This window comes from Micromonospora coxensis, from assembly GCF_900090295.1.
Lineage (GTDB): Bacteria > Actinomycetota > Actinomycetes > Mycobacteriales > Micromonosporaceae > Micromonospora > Micromonospora coxensis.
In genome coordinates this window covers 870,439-888,178 of sequence record NZ_LT607753.1, presented here as the reverse complement: position 1 = coordinate 888,178, position 17,740 = coordinate 870,439, and the positions used below count along the sequence as shown (strand labels likewise).

Here is a 17,740-nt window from a genome sequence, read left to right as displayed (position 1 = left end):
GCCGTGGAGCGCACCGCTGTCCGTCCCGACCAGGCCCCGACCCCACCGCCGCTGGCCGACCTCCTGCGCACCCCGCTCGGGCAGATCCCGGTCCCCCGCGCGTCAGACGTCGCCCACGCCCACGACCGCAGGGTCAACCGCCCGACCGGCGTCGATGTCCAGGGCTTCGGTTCTGCGATCTGACCCTGCCGAGCCGCGCAGGGAGCCCACCGCCGGGGTCAGCCCGCTGAGCCAGTACGTGCTGAAGCTGACCAGCCGCTGCGACCTCGCCTGCGACCACTGCTACGTCTACCAGCACCCGGACCAGTCGTGGCGGCGCCAGCCCAAGGTGATGACGGCGTCCACCCTGCGGGCCGCCGCCCGGCGGATCGCCGAGCACGCCGCCGCGCACCGGCTCGACACCGTGCGGGTCGTCCTGCACGGCGGCGAGCCGCTGCTGGCCGGCGCGGCCGGCCTCGACGCCGCCGCCGCCGAACTGCGCCGGCAGATCGACCCGGTGACCCGGCTCGACCTGCGGATGCAGACCAACGGGGTGCTGCTCACCCCGCAGGTCTGCGACGTGCTGGTGGCCCACGACGTCAAGGTCGGCGTCTCCCTCGACGGCGACCTGGCCGCCAACGACCGGCACCGGCGCCACGCCAACGGCGCGAGCAGTCACGCCGCCGTGCGGCGCGCGCTGGCGCTGCTGCGCCGCCCCGAGTACCGGGCCAGCTATGCCGGCATCCTGTGCACGATCGACCTGGACAACGATCCGGTGCGCGTCTACGAGGCGCTGCTGGCCGAGCAGCCGCCGCACATCGACTTCCTGCTCCCGCACGCCAACTGGGAACGCCCACCGCCGCGCCCCGACGGCGTCGCCACCCCGTACGCGGACTGGCTGCTGGCGATCCACCGGCGCTGGCTGGCCGACGGGCGGCCGGTGCCGATCCGGCTGCTGGAGTCGCTGCTGTCCACCGCCACCGGCGGCACCAGCCGTACCGAGGCGGTGGGGCTCGGCTTCGCCGACCTGGTGGTGATCGAGACCGACGGCACCTTCGAGCAGGTCGACTCCCTCAAGTCGGCCTACGACGGGGCGGCGGCCACCGGGCTGGACGTCTTCCGGCACGACGTCGACGTCGCCGCCGCCCACCCGATGATCGCCATCCGACAGAGCGGCCTGGCCGGGCTCTGCGCCACCTGCCGCGACTGCCCGGTGGTCCGCCAGTGCGGCGGCGGGCTCTTCGCCCACCGCTACCGGGCCGGCGCCGGCTTCGACAACCCGTCCGTCTACTGTGCCGACCTCAAGGAGTTGATCAGCGCGATGGCGGGCACCCCCGCGTACGTGCCGGTCGCCCGGCCGGACGCCGACTCGCTCGGCCGCGACGTGCTCGACGACCTCGCCGCCGGCCCGGGCGGCGAGGAGAGCGCCCACCAGCTCGCCTCGGTGCACCTCGCCATGGTCCGCGCGCTGCTCGTCGCGCTCAGCCCCCGCGCGGCCGACGACCCGGTGGCGGCGGCCGGCTGGCAGCTCCTGGTCGACCTCGACGTCGCCGCCCCCGACGCCGTGCAGGCCGTGCTGGAGCACCCCTTCGTCCGGCGCTGGGCGCAACGCTGCCGGGACACGGCGACCGGGGACGTGTCGTACCTGGCCTGCGTGGCGGCCGCCGCCGCGATCCGCGCCGCGGTCCCCGCCGACCTCGACGTGCCGCTGGCCGACGGAGTGCTGCCCCTGCCCACGCTCGGCGCGCTCACCGTCGCCGCCGACGCGCGCGCGGCCCGCCTCGCCGTCCGCGACGACGGTTTCGACGTGCACGTCGCCGGGCGGCGCCACCGGGTGCGGATCGGCGCCGACGGGCCGGCGCACTGGCTGCCGACCCGACACGTCCGGGTCGGCGGGCGCGACCTGCTGATCGAGGACACCGACCCGTACCGCGACTGCTACCAGCTGCCGGTCGCCGCCCGCCTCGGCGCCGCCGACGCGGCGCGGTGGACCGGGCAGCTCGACCGGGCGCTGCGCCGCGTCGACACCGAGACCGCCGGCTACGCCCCCGGCGTGCGGACCCTGCTGCGCGCGGTCGTGCCGCTGCGGCCCGACGCCGGCGGGGCGCAGCGCAGCGCTGCCGCCGGGGCGGCCTTCGGCGCGGTGGCGCTGGCGCCCGCGCCCGACGACGCGGCGCTGGCGGTGCTGCTGGTCCACGAGGTGCAGCACCTCAAGCTGAACGCGGTGCTCGACGTCTGCGACCTGTTCGACCCCCACGACGAGCGCCGGCTGACGGTGCCCTGGCGCGCCGACCCGCGTCCGGTCGAGGGGGTCCTGCACGGCACCTACGCCCACCTGGCGGTCGCCGACGTGTGGCGGCACCGCTCCGGCCCGGTCGCGGCCGCCGAGTTCCGCCGCTACCGCGACTGGACCGACGGGGCCCTGGACGCGCTGCTCGGCCTCGGCGCGCTGACCACCGCCGGGGACCGGTTCGTCCGTCGGATGCGCGACACTCTGGACAGTTGGCCGTGACCGCCACGGTCCGGTCCGGACGGCCCGCGCACCGCTCGCGGGCCCGGGACCGGCTCGGGTTCCGGCGGGCGAGGCGGTGCCGGTCGCCCTGCGGGACAGCGCGGATTGTGCGGCTGTCGATACTGTGGGCGGTCGAGGATGTCCACACCGGGCGGGAGCGGCGCGTGACGGAGGAAGACTTCCGGGTCGACCCGGGAGCGCCCGTCTTCTTCCTCAGCTACGCCCGCACCCGCAACCGGGTCGCCGCGCCGCCGAGGGACACCAACCAGAAGGTCTTCCAGCTCTTCGTCGACCTCTCCGACCACGTGGTCGAGCTGCTCGGGCTGCCGGCCGGGCGGCCGGCCGGGTTCATGGACCGGATGCTCGACGGCGGGCAGGTGTGGACCGACGACCTGGCCTTCGCCGCCGGGCACTGCCAGGTCTTCATCCCGCTGATCTCACCGCAGTACCTCAACAGCGCCTGGTGCGCCCGGGAGTGGGACGCCTTCGCCCGCCGCCGGGTCACCCTGCGCCCCGGCGCGGTGACGACCCCGGGGGAGACCCCGATCATCCCGGTCAACTGGTCGGTGGTGGAGCGCCGGTCGATGCCGCCGGTCGTGTCGCAGCGGCAGATGTTCAGCCCGACCCGGCTACCCTCGGACATCGCCCCGCAGTACCAGGAAGAGGGCATCTACGGCCTGCTCAGCCTGGGCAAGAACGGCAAGGACGCCTACGACGCGGTGGTCTGGCGGCTGGCCCAGCGCGTCGCCCGGGCGTACCACACGCACTGGGTACGGGCCGAGGTCCCGGCCGACATGGGCCGGCTCCGCGCCACGTTCGAGGAGGTCGGGCATGACCTGGTCTGACACGTCCTCCACCGTGACGCCCGCCGGCCGGCAGACGTACTTCTTCCTCAGCTACGCCCACTCGGTGCCGTTGTCGGCCGCGGCCCGGCCCGACACCGACTTCTGGGTCAACCGGTTCTTCCAGGACCTCGGCGCCGCCGTACGGCGCACCGCGCGGCGTACCGGCGAGCTGGACGTGGGCTTCTTCGACGGCCTGGTCGACCCCGGCGCCGACCTGAAGCGGGCGCTCACCGACGCGCTCAGCGTCACCCACGTCTTCGTCCCGCTCTACTCGCCGAAGTACTTCAGCAACCCGTGGGCCCTCGGCGAGCGCGACTCCTTCCACAGCCGACTGCGCGGGCTGCCAGCCGGGCGGGCCGCCCGGCACGTCCTGCCGGTGCTCTGGCTGCCGCTGTCGCCGTGGGAGGAACGACCCGAGACGGCGCAGGCGCTGGAGCTGGCCCGGGACCCGGTCGACCGCGCCGACTACGCCGAGAACGGGCTGCGGGCGCTGTGCAAGCTCAGCGCCTACCGCCGGCAGTACGAGAGCCTGCTCACCGCGCTCGCCGAGCGGGTCGTCACGGTCACCGAGTCCGACCCGCTCGCCCCGTCCCGGGCGGCCACGCCGGCCAGCAGCACGGTGGTCGACAGCGGGGACACGCCACTGGTGATCACCACGGTGACCCCGCACGGGTCCCGCTGGCGACCGTACGGCGACCAGCACGCCCTCGCCGTCGCCGACTACGTGGCGGCCACCGCCGAGCGGCTGGGCCTGCCCACCCGGGTGGTCGAGATCGCCGAGGCCCGCACCCGGGCGCCGGAGAGCCCCACCGTCGTGCTGGTCGACGCCTCCGTCGACCCCGGCGACGCGCGCGCGGCGGTGGACGGGCTGCCGCGCTGGGCCGTCCCGCTGGTCATCGCCGCCGACGGCGCGCGTGGCGACGACACGCCCGAGACGATCGCCGGTAGCTTGCAGGACGCGCGGTTCCCGCAGGTGCTGCCGGTGCGGGAGATCGTCGAGTTCGAGCGCAGCGCCCCGCAGCTCGTGATCGAGGCCCGCAAGCTGTTCCTGCGGCACGGCCCGGTCGACCCGCCCGACGGCCCGGCCGTGCCCCGGCCCCGGCTGCGACCGGAGGGCCCATCAGACGTACCGCGAGGGAAGGAAGAGCGATGACGCCACCACGTGAGGGCCAGGTCGTCACCTTCTACTCCTACAAGGGCGGCACCGGCCGCACCATGGCGTTGGCCAACACCGCCTGGATCCTGGCCGCCAACGGCCAGCGTGTGCTGGTCGCCGACTGGGACCTGGAGTCGCCGGGCCTGCACCGGTTCTTCGCCCCGTTCCTCGACCCGGAGCAGGTCGCCTCCACCGGCGGGGTGATGGACCTGATCCTGGAGTACGAGTGGGAGAACGCCCGGCGGCGCAGGGCGCCCGGCGACGCCGCCGCCCGCCCCGGCGACTGGCACCGCCAGTACGCCCGGGTGCACAACTACGCCTTCTCGGTGAGCTGGGACTTCCCCGGCGGCGGCAGCCTCGACCTGTTGCTCGCGGGCCGGCACAACCCCGACTACGCCACCAGCGTCACCGGGCTGAACTGGGACAACTTCTACAACCGGCTCGGCGGCGCGCAGTTCTTCGACGCGCTGCGCGAGGACATGAAACGGCACTACGACTGGACGCTGATCGACAGCCGCACCGGCATCAGCGACGTCGCCGAGATCTGCACCATCCACCTGCCGGACGTGCTGGTGGACTGCTTCACCCTCAGCGGCCAGGGCATCGACGGCGCGGCTGAGGTCGCCGCCCGGGTCCGGGGCTACGAGGGCCGGCGCGCCCGACGGGTGCTGCCGGTGCCGATGCGGGTCGACGACGGCGAGAAGGGCAAGCGCGACGCCGGCCGGGCGCTGGCCATGCAGCGCTTCGCCGGCCTGCCCAGCGGCATGACCGACGCCGAGCGGCAGGAGTACTGGCTGACCGTCGAGGTGCCCTACCGGGCGTACTACGCCTACGAGGAGACCCTGGCGACCTTCGGCGACGAGCCGGGCGGCCGGACCACCCTGCTGTCGGCGTACGAGACGTTGACCAGTCACATCACCAACGGCCGGATCACCGCGCTGCCCCGCATCGACGAGGCGCTGCGCCGGCAGACCGTGCAGCGTTTCGAGCGCAAGCCGGCCGCCGCCGACGAGCTGATCGTGCTCCGGCACGTCGCCGAGGACCAGGCCTGGGCGGAGTGGGTGCAGGCCGTGCTCACCGCGGCGGACCTGCGGGTGCAGCCCGTCGCGCCCCACGAGCCGGCGCCGGCCCGCGCCGGGGTCACCCATCGCGAGCTGCGGCTGGTGTCGCGCGCGTACCGCGCCGGCCGGGGCCGCGCCGCGGCGGAGCTGGTGCCGCCCGGCGTGCCCGTCCTGGCCCTGCACCTGGACGACACCGCACCCGCCGCCGACGTGCCGGTGGGCAGTTGGGCCTCGGTGCACGACCGCAGCGCCGAGGCCGCCGCCGAGCAGCTGCTCAAGCTCGTCGGCCGGGCCCCGGGCGAGCGCGGGCACGCCGTCGTGGGCGCCCGGTTCCCGGCCGTCGGGGCGGAGGTGTTCAACCCGCCGGGCCGCAACGTCCGCTTCACCGGCCGCGAGCTGCTGCTGCGCCGGTTGCGCGAGGAGCTCAAGGCCGGCGGCGCCGACGCCGTCCCGGTGGCGTTGCGCGGTGGCGCGGGCATCGGCAAGACCCAGCTCGCCATCGAGTACGCCCACCGCTTCCGTGGCGCGTACGACATCGTCTGGTGGGTCGACGCGGACCCGCCGCAGTTCGTCGACGTCCAGGTCGCGGACCTCGGTCGGGAACTCGGCCTGCCGGAGCTGCCGACCATCCCGGAGAAGACCCGGGCCGTACGGCAGTGGCTCAGCCGGGGTGAGCGGCGCGACGGCGCCGGCCAGCCGCTGCGCTGGCTGCTCGTGTTCGACAACGCCGACCAGTACGAGCACGTCAAGGAGTACCTGCCGCAGGGCAACGGGCACGTGCTGGTCACCACCCGCAACCCGGACTGGGGCGACCTGGCCCGGGCGGTCGACGTCGAGGCGTTCCAGCGCGCCGAGAGCGTGACGCACCTGCGCTCGCGCATCGGCGCGGAGTCGATGAGCGTGACCGAGGCCGAGCGGGTCGCCGACGCGGTGGAGAACATCCCGATCCTCGTCGCGATGGCCGGCGCCTGGCTCGCCGACACCGGCACGCCGGTCGGGGAGTACCTGGCCGGGCTGGAGCGCACCGGCCCGGAGACCGACGTGTGGGGCCGGTCGCTGCAGCGGCTGAAGGAGCAGTCCGCCGGGGCGTACCGGTTGCTCCAGCTCGCCTCGGTGCTCGCCCCGGAGATCTCCCTCGACCTGCTCTACGGCGATCAGGTGGCGCGGGTGATCGCCCCGCACGACCCGGTCGTCGCGGCGCGCGTCGCCGACCGGGTCTCCGAGCGGGACATCGCGGCGGCGCTGGTGCAGCGGATCAACCGGCTCGCGTTGATCAAGGTGGACCTGCACGCCCAGCGGGTGCAGGTGCACCGGCTGCTCCAGGCGGCGCTGCGGGTCCGGATGTCCGACCGCGAGCTGGACGAGGTCAAGCACGACGTGCACCGCATCCTGGCCGGGTCCCGCCCGTCCGGTGAGGTGGAGGACCCGGCCCTGCAGGAGCGCTTCCGCATCCTCTGGCCCCACCTGGACGGCTCCGACGCGGTCTCCTGCCACGACGACGACGTCCGGCAGCTGGTCATCGACCGGATCCGCTACATCTACCTCAACGGCGGCTTCGAGCAGGGCGAGCAGTACGCCCGGCAGGCCGACAAGATCTGGTCCACCCGGCTGGGTGAGCTGTCCCCGGACTCCGCCGCGCACCGGGCGCTGCGGGTGCAGCTGCTGCACCTGCGGTTCAACTGGGCGAACCTGCTGCGCAGCCTGGGCCGCTTCGAGGAGTCCTGCCGGCTGGACGAGGACACCCTGCGCCAGCAGGAGGAGCTGATCGGCCCCGGCCACCCGTACACCCTGATGACGGCCGGCGGCTACGCCGGTGACCTGCGGGCGCTCGGCCGCTACCGGGAGGCGCTGGAGCGGGACCTGCGCACGTACGCGGCGTCGGTGGACGTGTTCGGCGAGGACCACCGCCGTACCCTGATCTCGGCGAACAACCTGGCCGCGTCGTACCAGATGATGGGGCACTTCGCGAAGTCCCTGGAACTCAACGAGAGCACCCACCGGCGACTGCGCCTGGTCCTCGGCGCCGACCATCCGCGTACCCTGCTCTCGGCCAGCAACCTCGCCCGTGACCTGCGCGAGGTCGGCGAGTACGAGCGCTCCGTGGCGCTGCTGCGCGGCGTCGTGGAGGGCTACCGGGGCCTCTTCGGCGAGCAGTCCCGCGACGTGCTGGTCACCCAGGCCAGCCTCGCCGCCTCACTGCGCAGCACCGGTGAGATCGCCGCGGCGGCGGAACTGCTGGAAATCGCCTACGAGCGGCTGCGCGCCGGTTTCGGTCCGACCAGCCCGGACACCCTCTTCGCCTGGCTGAGCTGGACGGCCAACCTGATGTTGCAGGGCGAGGCCGAGCGGGCCCGCGCGGAACTGGTCGAGGCAGGGCAGGTCTTCGCCCAGATCTTCGGCGCCGAGCACCCGTACGTGCTGGTCTGCCGCAACAACCTCGCCGTGGCGACCTGGGACTCGGGGGACCCGGAGAACGCCACGCCGCTGGCCGGTTCGGCGGCCGAGGCGCTGCGCGCGGCGCTCGGCGGCGAGCACCCGTTCGTGATGGCGGCGGAGAACAACGTCGCGGTCTTCGCCGTCAACTCCGGCGACCTGGAGGGCGGACGCGCGCAGCTGCGGGACGTGGTCGCCCGGATGACCCAGGTGCTCGGGCCCGAGCACCCCGACACCCTGCGCAGCATGGGTAACCTGGAGACGGTGCACCAGATGGCCTCGGGCGGCCGGGTCAGCATCGGGCGGACCCGGATCGCCGACCGCCTCGCCGACCGGATCGGCCAGCACCACCCGAGTGTGATCGTGCTGCGCGACGGGCGGCTGGTCCGTCGGGTCCTCGACCCGCACCACTACTGAGCGCGCCGGGTGCCGATCAGCAGCTCGTGGCAGGTCGGGGAGTCCACGTCGGTGAGCCAGCGCAGCACGCGGGGCAGCTCCTCCACGGCGTTGAAGTGCGCCGCGCCGGGCTGCACCTCGATCTGCGCGCCCGGGATCTGCCCGGCGAGCCAGCGGGCGTGCCCGACCGGGGCGAAGGTGTCCTCCGCGCCGTGCCACAGCCGTACCGGGGTGGCGGTGGTGTCGATCGCGGCGAGGTCGAACTTCCAGCTGCGGCGCAACGCCAGCACGTCGTCGATCCACCCGTACGGGCCGGCGCGCAGCGCCTCCTCGTAGTTGTCGGCGATGAGCCGCCGCAGCGCGGCGTCGTTGACCGCCCGCCGGTCCGCCGCGCTCATCTGCACCATCAGCTCCTCCAGCAGGAACCTCGGGTCCTCGGCGGCCCGCTCGGCGCGGCGCCGGATCTGTGCGATCATCGCCGCCGTGTCGAGGTGTTCCCGGCCGCCGAACCCGCGCACGTTGTCGCTGTTCATCCCGGCGAACCAGTCGAGCTGAGGCGCGTCGGCGGGGGCGAAGCTGACCAGCACCGCGACCCGGGTCACCCGGTCGCGCAGCGCGCCGTCGGCCGCGCAGGCGAGGGCGTGCGGACCGCCGCCGGAGCGCCCGGCGATGGCGAAGCGCTCCAGTCCGAGATGGTCGGCGATCGCCTCCACGTCGCGTGCGGCGTCCGCCACGTCACGCCCCTCGCGCCGCTCCGAGTCGCCGTAGCCGGGGCGGTCGTAGGCGATGAGGCGCACACCGAGGCGGTAGAGCACGATGTGCCGGGGCTTGGGTCCGCGCCGGCTGCCGGGGGTGCCGTGCATGAGGATGACAGGGTGCCCGTCGGGCGCGCCGGTGACCTCGTACGCCACCCGCCGGTTGTCGGCGCGGTGGGCGAATTCGGCCCCAGGCTCGCCATCTCGGGTCACTCCAGCCTGCCTTCCGGTGCTGCGTTCAGCTCACGTCCGTAACCCGGTGCCGAGTGGTGAGCCGCTCCGGCTCCACCCGGCAATCGAGCCTAACGGTCGGGCCGGTCGCGACGCTATGGACTGCGTCGACAAGCGGCCCGATCTGTCGGAAAGGACAGCTTCCGCCGCGTCCGGCGGGAACTTCCACGGCCGGCCGGCGCCGGCTGCCGGACCGTCCGGCGTCGGGGCGGGCGGTGTCAGCAGGCCCTCGCCCGGGCCTCCGGGTCCGGGCCGCGCAGCTCCGCCGGCACGTCGGCCCCGGCCAGGGCCGCCGCCGGGTCGCCGTAGCGCCAGTGCACCCGGTACTGGGCGCGCAGCCGGGGGCGGGGGACCTCCCACTCGTACGCCACCACGCCCTCGCGTTCCTGCCGGAAGGGGGTGACGTCCGTGGTGCTCTCCGAGGTGAAGGAGGTCTCGCTGGCCCAGACCGTCGGTCGGGTGACGGCGGGGAAGTCCAGCCGTACGGTGAGCCGGCGGGTGGGCAGCCGGATGTCGCGTTGCAGCCAGTCGCCGAACTTCCACACCGGCACCCGGTAGGCGTAGTGGATCACGGTGCGTTGCCCGGGGTAGAGGGGCGCCGGGGCGCCGCCGCTCTCGAACAGCAGGGCGATCTTCATGAAGGCGTCCCGGCTGCGGGTCACCCGCCAGCGCATCGGCTCGGGCCGCTCGGCGCCGAGGGACGCCTGGAAGGCCACCTCGTCCAGGGTGAGCGGGTGCCGGCTGTGGAAGGCGGTTGAGCGGGCCGGGTCGTCGGGGAACCGGTCGATGTCGATCTGCACGGTGTGCCGGGTGATCGGCTCGGTGCCGACGCTGTGCAGCACCCGTCGGAAGCGGCACTCGTACCCGCCGTCGACCAGGGACAGGTCGGCCCGCTCGTCGTCGATGACCAGGTGTGGCCCGGCCGGCGGGGGTACGGCGGTGGGGCCGAGCCCGGAGGCCCGGCCGGCCGGCCCTCGGGTGCCGGCGAACGCGACGTAGCGCTGCCAGATCCGGTTGCCGCTGTCCAGGGCCAGTTCGACCCGGCGGGCGAACTCCTCGGTGGGCTGGTGCCGTCCGTTCTCGATGTGGCTGACGTACGACGGGTCGAAGCCGGTCCGCTCCGCCAGTTCCTTCTTGGACAGCCGGCGTTGGTGGCGCCAGTGCGTGAGCTCCCGTACGAAAGCCGCAGCCGTGTCGTCCTCTGTGGAGCTACCCATGCCCCCGTCCTCGTCGTCGGGCCTCAAGTGTGTCCCAGGTGTTGCGGTCGCGCCAGCCATGATCTCTCCGCGGTGCAGCGTGGCCGGCCGGCAGGCGACCAGGGTGTGAACGGCCTGTTACGGCCCGGCCAACAGCGACCCACCGCCGGCGCGCCCGTCCCCGGACCCTGTGCCGGCGCGGTCGGCGTCGATCCCGTGGGACGCGTGGGAGCGGCGGCGACGGGGTATCACTTCCGGTCATGAGCAGCACCACCACGCGCCCGGGCACCCGCGCCGGGACCGCCGCGACCACCGGCACCGTCGCGGTCGTCGCCCACCGCAGGAAGACCCTCGGCGGCGGCCTCGACGAACTGCGCGCCACGCTGGTGTCCGCCGGCGTCGCCCGCCTGCTCTGGTACGAGGTGCCGAAGAGCCGCAAGGCCCCGAAGAAGGTTCGCCGGGCGCTGGAGAAGGGCGCCGAGCTGATCTTCGTGTGGGGCGGTGACGGCATGGTCCAGCGCTGCGCGGACACCCTCGCCGGCTCGGACGCCGTGATGGCGATCCTGCCCGCCGGCACCGCCAACCTGTTCGCCGCCAACCTGGGCATCCCCGGTGATCTGACCGAGGCGGTCCGGATCGGGCTGCACGGCCGCCGACGCCGGCTCGACCTGGGTCGGCTCAACGGCGAGCACTTCGCGGTGATGGCCGGCGCCGGTTTCGACGGCGACCTGATCCGGGAGGCCGACCGCAAGCTCAAGGGCAGGCTCGGCCGGGTCGCGTACGTCTGGACCGGCCTGCGCCACGTGCGCGGTGAGCTGGTCCGGACCCGGATCCGGGTCGACGGCGCCGACTGGTTCGACGGCGAGGCGAGCTGCGTGCTCTTCGGCAACGTCGGCACCATCACCGGGGGCGTGCCGGCCTTCGACGACGCCCGGCCCGACGACGGCGCCCTGGAGATCGGCGTCTCCACCGCCGACGGCGCGATCGACTGGGCCCGCACCCTGGGCCGGATGGCGACCGGCCACTCGGCGGACTCGCCGTTCGTCCGGATCACCCGGGGGCGCAAGGTGAAGGTCCGCTTCGCCGCGCCGAAGACGTACGAGTTGGACGGCGGCGCGCGGGCGCGCACGAAACGTCTGAAGGTGAAGGTGGTGCCGGCGGCGTTGACGGTCTGCTGCCCCGAGGCGGACAGTTGAGCCAGGTGCGTCCCGGGGGAGGGGCGATGGTGGTGTCGCAGGACATGCTGACGGTCCGCCGGCTGCGCCTGGGCGTCGGCGTGGTCGGTATCGCCCTGCCGTTCGTGCTGACCGGCGGCCACGCGCTCGTCGTCGGCCGGCCGATCCTGCTGGACTCGGTCAGCGGGGCGTACCACACGGCGATGCGCGACGTCTTCGTCGGCAGCATGTGCGCGATCGGCGTCTTCCTGATCTGCTATCGCTACCGCCGTCTCGACGACCTGCTCAGCAGCGTCGCCGGGGCGCTGTCGATCGCGGTGGCCCTGCTGCCCACCGCGCCCGGCTCGCCGACCGACGCGCAGACGCTGGTGGGGCGGCTGCACCAGGTCTGCGCCGCCGCCCTGTTCCTGATCCTGGCCGGCTTCTGCCTGCTGCTGTTCACCCGCACCGACCCGACGGGCGCGCCGACCCCCGAGAAGCTGATCCGCAACCGGGTGTACCGGGTCTGCGGCTGGCTCATCGTCGCCGCGATCGTGGTCGCCGTGGCCAGCACGTTCCTGCCCGACGCCGTCCGGGACGCGGTCAAGCCGGTCTTCTGGTGCGAGACCGTGGCGGTGCTGGCGTTCGGTGCGGCGTGGCTGGTCAAGGGCGAGGCGATCATCCGGGACGGGGCGGGCGGGGCGGGGGATCCCGGCAGGTCGGCAGCCCCCGCCTGACGCGTGCCGCCCGACACCGTGGCCCGTCGCCCCGGCCGTGCACGACCCCCGGTCACCGCGGTCCACCGCCTGCGAACTCGGCCTGGAGCGCGGCGGCGCCGGCTGGCATGATGGCCGCCGTGTCCGCCGCCCCCGGTCCTCGCCGCCTCGATGCCGAGGCGCCCACCTCCGTCCTGCCGGTCGTGCCCGGCGACGGCCCGCGACGGCACCGGGTCGCCGGGGACGGACAGCGGCTCATGTGGCTGGCCGTGGCGGGGGCGCTCGTCGTGGTGCTGGTCGCCGCGCTGACGGTGGCCTTCAGCGGTGACGATCCGGCCCCCGGCCAGGCCCGGCCGGCGCCCACCGCCGTCGTCGGCGCCGACCCCCTCGTCGTCGGCGACGAGCCGTCGCCGATCGAGGAGGTGACCCCGTCGCCCACCGCGTCCCCGACACCGCGCCCGTCCCCGCCGTCGGCCCGCCCCGCCGACCTGGTGGCCGGACTCCAGGCGGCGCTCGATCGGCTGCGCCGGCAGGGCGAACTGCGCGACGGCGCCGCCGACGAGCTGGACAAGCGGCTGCGCGACATCCGCCGGAGGCTGGGCCAGCCGGCCAAGGCGCGGGAGAAGCTGCGCGAGTTCGCCGAGAAGCTGGTCGACCTCCGCGCGGCGGGCAGGATCAGCGCGGGTGGGTACGACCTCCTCGCCGTCGGGACGGCGCAACTGGCCCAGGCGCTGCCCCGCTGACCTGCCGCCCCCACAGGGCGGCCGATCCGCCACCCGGGCCGATCCCCGTGACGCGCCCGGTGGTCGCTCACCCGTCCGCCGCACCGGGCAGGATGGGGGACGTGCACCCGACCGTCCGGCGGTACCTCGACGACCTGGTGGACGCCGCCCGTGACGTCCTCGGCGACGACCTGGTCGGCGCGTACGCGGCCGGGTCGGTCGCGCTCGACGCGTACCAGCCGGGCCGCAGCGACGTCGACGTGGCGCTCGTGGTCGCCGACCGGCTCGACGTCGCCCGTCGGCGGGAGTTGGTGGCCCGGCTGCGGCACGAGGCCCTGCCGTGCCCGGCGCGCGGTCTGGAGCTGGTCGTCTACACCCGTGCGGTGGCCCGGTCGGGCACCGCGGAGCCGGGGTTCGAGGTCGAGCTGAACTCCGGGGCGCGGATGCCGTTCCGCGCCACCCTCGACCCCGCCGACCGGCCCGCCGCCGACGGCCGTTTCTGGTACGGCCTGGACCGCAGCATCCTGCACCAGACCGGGTACGCCCTGCTCGGCCCACCCGCCGTCGAGGTCTTCGCCGACCTGGGCCCGGACGACCTGCGCCGGCTGCTCGTCGAGGCGTTGCGCTGGTGGCTCGCCCTACCCGCACCCGGCGCGCCAGAACCCACCGCGTCCGTGCAGGCCGTGCCCGGTCCGGCCGCGCCAGAACCTTCCGCGCCCGGGCGGTCCCTGCCCCGATCCGTCGCGTCCGGACCGGCCGAGCCGGGACCGGCCGCGCCCGGGCCGGCCGGGAACGGGTCCGAGGCGGACCGGCCGGCCGGGGACCCACCGCTGCCGGGGGCGGAGGACGCGGTGCTCGGCGCCTGCCGGTCCCTGGTCCGGCTGCGCGACGGCGTCTGGCTGTCGAAGGTCGCCGCCGGGCGGCGGATCGCGGCGACCGGGGCGTACCCGGAGCTGATCGCCCGCTGCGTGGCGGCCCGCAGCGGCGGCACCCCACCGGGTGGCGCGCAGGCCCGCGACTTCCAGCGGTGGGTGCTGCGTCAGGTGCTCGACCTGAGCTGAGCGGGCGCGGGCGGTGGAGCACCGGGCCCGGGAGCGGACCTCCGCGTGCTCGGCGCCGCCGGTGGAGGACCGGGTCCGCCGGAGCGGGGCGTGTAAAGAATTCTTGACATGGCGGCGCGGGCGGCCCTACCGTCGACGTGTCAAGAATTCTTTACACATCGGGAGGGGCCCCGTGGCCTTCGAGGAGAAACGCGCCTGGATCATGGCGGCCGTCGCCGTCGTCGCGTACGCCAGCTACGTCGCCGTCGTCCTCGGCCGCGCCGACGGGATCCCGCTCGCCGACGTCCCGTACGCCGCCGCCCTGCTCTGGACCGTCGGCGGCGCGATCGTCGCGGCGATCGTGCTGCACATCGTCGTCTCGATCGTCTCCCCCGAGGGCGCCAACCAGGCCGACCAGCGGGACCGTGAGATCCACCGCGTCGGCGAGCACATCGGCCAGTCCTTCGTCGTCGTCGGCGCTGTCGCCGCCCTCGGCATGGCCCTGGCCCGCTGGGACCACTTCTGGATCGCCAACGTCGTCTACCTCGGCTTCGTGCTCTCCGCCGTGGTCGGCTCCGCCGCCCGGATCGTCGCCTACCGACGGGGCTTCCAGACGTGGTGAAGCCGACCCGGATCACCAACTCCATCCGCGCCCTGCGCGCCGCGCACGGCGACCTGACCCAGGCCGAGCTGGCCCGCCGCATCGGCGTCACCCGACAGACCGTCATCGCCATCGAGCAGGGCCGCTACTCGCCCTCGCTGGAGATGGCCTTCCAGATCGCCGGCGTCTTCGGCGTACCGCTCACCGACGTGTTCCACTACCCGCAGGAGGAATCGTGAAGGCCCTGGTCCAGGACCGCTACGGCAGCGCCGACGTGCTCCGGCTCCGCGACGTCGAGCGGCCCCGGCCCGCCGAGGACCAGGTGCTGGTCCGGGTGCACGCCGCCGGCGTCGACCCCGGCGTGTGGCACCTGATGACCGGTCTGCCGTACCCGGTGCGCCTCGCCTCCGGGCTGCGCCGCCCCCGCCACCGCGTCCCCGGCATGGACCTGGCCGGCGTCGTCGAGGCCGTCGGCGCCCGGGTCACCCGGCTCGCCCCCGGCGACGAGGTCTACGGCACCGGCACCGGCAGCTTCGCCGAGTACGCCCTCGCACCCGCGCACCGGCTCGCCCGCAAACCGGCCGGCCTCAGCTTCGCCGAGGCCGCCGCCGTGCCGGCCTCCGGCCAGACCGCGCTCACCGCCGTCCGCGACGCCGCCCGGGTCGGCTCCGGCCAGCGCGTGCTCGTCATCGGCGCGGCCGGCGGCGTGGGCCACTTCGCCGTCCAACTCGCCGTGGCCGCCGGGGCGCACGTGACCGGCGTCTGCGGCCCCGCCAAGACCGACCTCGTACGCTCCCTCGGCGCGGTCGAGGTCGTCGACCACACCTGGGAGGAGATCACCGACCGGGGCCTGCGTTACGACGTCGTCGTCGACACCGCCGGCAACCGCCCGCTGGCCCGGCTGCGCCGGGCCCTCACCCCCACCGGCACGCTGGTCCTCGTCGGCGGCGAGTCGGTCGGCGGACGCCTGTTCCGCGGCTTCGACCGGCAGCTGCGCGCCCTGCTGCTGTCCCCACTGGTACGTCAGCGCCTCGTCCCGCTGGTCGCCAAGGAGAGCACCGACAACCTCGACGCGCTGACCGCGCTGATCGACAACGGTCAGCTCCGCCCGGTCGTCGACCGGACCTGGCCGCTCATCGAGACGGCCGAGGCCATCCGGCACGTCGAGGGCGGGCACGCCCGGGGCAAGAACGTCGTCCTGCCCTGACCCCGTCCGGCGGGCGGGCCGGCCCACCGACGGTCGAGCCCGCCCACGACGGCGGTCAGCTACCCACCACCTCCGGCCGGTGCGCCGCCGCCGGCACGTACGGCTCGGGCGCCGGCCGGTCGGCGGTGAGCTGCCCGCGACGCTCCTCCCGGTTCTCCTCCACCGGCGGCTCCACGGGCGGGCGGGCCGTGACGACCGGGAACTCCGCGGTCTCCGAGCCGCCCGCGGCGGCGGCCATCACCGCGGCGGCGGCCAGGTCGGCCACCCGCTTCGCCTCGCGCTGCACCCGCGCCCGCACGTCCTTGGCGTGCCGCTCCACCGAGTCGGCCGCCTGCCGCGCCTCCTCCAGCCGCTTGGTCTCCGTCGCCAGGTTCCGGCGGACCTCCTCCAGGCGTCGCTGGGCCTGCATCAGGTCCCGCTCGGCGGTGTCGCCCTCCTGCTGGATCTCGGCGAGCTGCTGCCGGGCGGTCTCCAGCTCCTCCCGGACCTGGCCGAGCGTCTGCTGCCGTTCCGCGATCTCCTGCTGCACCGCGGTCAGCTGCTCCTGGTGTCCGGCCACCTGCTCGTCGGCGCGCTGACGCACCTCCGTCGCGTACTGCTGCGCCTCCGCGATCAGCGACTGGATCTGCTGCTCGGCGGCGCTGTGCTGGTTGGTCAGCTCCTGCTCGGCCGCCGCCCGGTGCTCGGCCAGCTCCTGCTCGGCCGCCGCCCGCAGCTCGGCGATCTCCTTCTCCGCGTTGGCGTGCAACTGGGCCAGCTCCTGCTGGCTCTGCGTACGCGCCGCCTGGATCTCCTGCTGGATCTGGGTACGCGCCGCCTTGGTCAGCGCCTCCGCGGCGGCCCGGGTCTGGGTGATCTGCTTCGCGGTCTGCTCGCTGATCCGCTTCGCCTCCTGCTGGGCGCGCTCGTGCGCGGCCTCGCCCTCGGCCCGCAGCCGCTCCGCGCGTTCGTGGATCTCGGCCAGCTCCGACTCGGCCACCGACCGGCGCTCCTCGTACGCCTTGTCCTGCTCGGCCCGGCGCGCGGCCAGTTCCTCGTCCAGGTCACGCAGCGCCTGGGCGGTCCGCTCGCGCGCCTCGGCCAGCACCTTCTCCGCCTCCGCCTGCAGGGTGTTCGCCCGCTGCGTCGCCGACTCGGTGATCACCCCGGCCTGCTTCTCGGCCAGCGCCAGGATCTGGTCGACCATCGGCCCCAAATCCCGGAAGGAGGCCCGGTCGACCTGCGCCGGCCGCTGGCGCAGCTCGGTCACCTCCGCCTGCAGACGCTGGATGTGCGTGGTCAGGCCGTGCAGCTGACCGGCGGCCTGGTCGCGCTCCGCCGTCACCGCCGCCAGCTGGCCGTCCGTCTGCTCGACGTACCGGTCCACCTGCCGCTTGTCGTAGCCGCGCAGGGCCGTCTCGAAATGCGGCCGCCCGGCCACGTCGTCACGCAGCGCGAACGGCTCGTCGCCGTTGGACATGCAGCACCCTCCGTACCTTCCCGAGCGCCACGCGGATGTTCGCCCACGGGCCAGTGATGTGGCGCAACGCTACCGTCGTCCGGGCCCCGGTCATAGGGCCGCCCCGCTGATCGGGACGCCCGGCGGGTGCGTCGTCGCACCCCCCGTCGGAGGACATCGGCTCCGCCGACCGTCCACGTCGGTCACGGCCCCGGGCCGACCCCAGGGGTACGACGCGCGACCGGTGCGACGCGGCGGCGCCGGCCTGCCCCGGTCGGATACGTGCGGGCCTCGCGGG

14 protein-coding genes are annotated in these 17,740 nt (G+C 74.8%); 11 read left to right on the top strand and 3 right to left on the bottom strand.

Features of this window, described 5'->3' with window-relative positions; translation table 11 throughout:
• Positions 1–154: 154 nt before the first annotated feature.
• The 4 genes from GA0070614_RS03905 to fxsT all read left to right on the top strand — a co-directional run bounded on the left by GA0070614_RS03905 (position 155) and on the right by fxsT (position 8,403).
• The gene (locus GA0070614_RS03905) at positions 155–2,491 is read left to right on the top strand and encodes an FxsB family cyclophane-forming radical SAM/SPASM peptide maturase (protein ID WP_088974678.1); all 2,337 of its coding nucleotides are present in this window, start codon (positions 155–157) and stop codon (positions 2,489–2,491) included.
• Between the two features lie 164 nt (positions 2,492–2,655).
• Entirely contained in the window at positions 2,656–3,336 is a 681-nt protein-coding gene (locus tag GA0070614_RS03900) for a TIR-like protein FxsC (RefSeq protein WP_088979191.1), read from the top strand.
• Positions 3,323–4,489 carry a TIR-like protein FxsC gene (locus tag GA0070614_RS03895; protein ID WP_088974677.1) on the top strand — a complete coding sequence of 389 codons (1,167 nt, stop codon included), beginning with the start codon at positions 3,323–3,325 and terminating at the stop codon, positions 4,487–4,489. The genes GA0070614_RS03900 and GA0070614_RS03895 overlap by 14 nt, the downstream gene beginning before the upstream one ends.
• Positions 4,486–8,403, top strand: a complete 3,918-nt coding sequence (gene fxsT, locus GA0070614_RS03890) for an FxSxx-COOH system tetratricopeptide repeat protein (protein ID WP_088974676.1) — start codon at positions 4,486–4,488, stop codon at positions 8,401–8,403. The genes GA0070614_RS03895 and fxsT overlap by 4 nt, the downstream gene beginning before the upstream one ends.
• Here fxsT and GA0070614_RS03885 read toward each other — a convergent pair.
• Entirely contained in the window at positions 8,397–9,350 is a 954-nt protein-coding gene (locus tag GA0070614_RS03885; RefSeq protein WP_088974675.1) for an alpha/beta fold hydrolase, read from the bottom strand. The genes fxsT and GA0070614_RS03885 overlap by 7 nt on opposite strands.
• Positions 9,351–9,586: 236 nt before the next feature.
• A complete protein-coding gene (locus GA0070614_RS03880; RefSeq protein WP_172892363.1) occupies positions 9,587–10,585 on the bottom strand; it encodes a helix-turn-helix domain-containing protein in 999 nt (332 codons plus the stop codon).
• A 239-nt stretch (positions 10,586–10,824) separates the two neighbouring features.
• Between GA0070614_RS03880 and GA0070614_RS03875 the strand changes: the two genes are divergently transcribed.
• The 7 genes from GA0070614_RS03875 (at position 10,825) to GA0070614_RS03845 (ending at position 16,004) form a co-directional block, all read left to right on the top strand.
• A complete protein-coding gene (locus GA0070614_RS03875; protein ID WP_088974673.1) occupies positions 10,825–11,760 on the top strand; it encodes a diacylglycerol/lipid kinase family protein in 936 nt (311 codons plus the stop codon).
• A 26-nt stretch (positions 11,761–11,786) separates the two neighbouring features.
• Entirely contained in the window at positions 11,787–12,455 is a 669-nt protein-coding gene (locus GA0070614_RS03870) for a hypothetical protein (RefSeq protein WP_231933517.1), read from the top strand.
• 119 nt (positions 12,456–12,574) lie between these two features.
• Positions 12,575–13,177, top strand: a complete 603-nt coding sequence (locus tag GA0070614_RS03865; protein WP_157744934.1) for an FIMAH domain-containing protein — start codon at positions 12,575–12,577, stop codon at positions 13,175–13,177.
• 101 nt (positions 13,178–13,278) lie between these two features.
• Entirely contained in the window at positions 13,279–14,217 is a 939-nt protein-coding gene (locus tag GA0070614_RS30970) for a nucleotidyltransferase domain-containing protein (protein WP_231933516.1), read from the top strand.
• 172 nt (positions 14,218–14,389) lie between these two features.
• Positions 14,390–14,818, top strand: a complete 429-nt coding sequence (locus GA0070614_RS03855) for a hypothetical protein (protein ID WP_088974671.1) — start codon at positions 14,390–14,392, stop codon at positions 14,816–14,818.
• Positions 14,812–15,036: a helix-turn-helix transcriptional regulator gene (locus GA0070614_RS03850; RefSeq protein ID WP_088974670.1), complete on the top strand. Its 225-nt coding sequence runs from the start codon at positions 14,812–14,814 to the stop codon at positions 15,034–15,036. Before GA0070614_RS03855 ends, GA0070614_RS03850 begins: the two co-directional genes overlap by 7 nt.
• Positions 15,033–16,004 (top strand): NAD(P)-dependent alcohol dehydrogenase, encoded by a 972-nt coding sequence (locus GA0070614_RS03845; protein ID WP_088974669.1) that lies wholly within the window; start codon positions 15,033–15,035, stop codon positions 16,002–16,004. The genes GA0070614_RS03850 and GA0070614_RS03845 overlap by 4 nt, the downstream gene beginning before the upstream one ends.
• Positions 16,005–16,059: 55 nt before the next feature.
• On the opposite strand, the gene GA0070614_RS03840 is transcribed toward GA0070614_RS03845, so the two are convergent.
• Entirely contained in the window at positions 16,060–17,463 is a 1,404-nt protein-coding gene (locus tag GA0070614_RS03840) for a coiled-coil domain-containing protein (RefSeq protein WP_157744933.1), read from the bottom strand.
• Positions 17,464–17,740: the final 277 nt, after the last annotated feature.

Excerpts from the sequence above, each read along its gene's own strand:
- GA0070614_RS03870 (WP_231933517.1), top strand. The coding sequence starts at position 11,787 with ATGGTGGTGTCGCAGGACATGCTGACGGTCCGCCGGCTGCGCCTGGGC.
- GA0070614_RS03875 (WP_088974673.1), top strand. The coding sequence starts at position 10,825 with ATGAGCAGCACCACCACGCGCCCGGGCACCCGCGCCGGGACCGCCGCG.
- GA0070614_RS03880 (WP_172892363.1), bottom strand. The coding sequence starts at position 10,585 with ATGGGTAGCTCCACAGAGGACGACACGGCTGCGGCTTTCGTACGGGAG.
- fxsT (WP_088974676.1), top strand. The coding sequence starts at position 4,486 with ATGACGCCACCACGTGAGGGCCAGGTCGTCACCTTCTACTCCTACAAG.
- GA0070614_RS03840 (WP_157744933.1), bottom strand. The coding sequence starts at position 17,463 with ATGTCCAACGGCGACGAGCCGTTCGCGCTGCGTGACGACGTGGCCGGG.
- GA0070614_RS03895 (WP_088974677.1), top strand. The coding sequence starts at position 3,323 with ATGACCTGGTCTGACACGTCCTCCACCGTGACGCCCGCCGGCCGGCAG.
- GA0070614_RS03905 (WP_088974678.1), top strand. The coding sequence starts at position 155 with ATGTCCAGGGCTTCGGTTCTGCGATCTGACCCTGCCGAGCCGCGCAGG.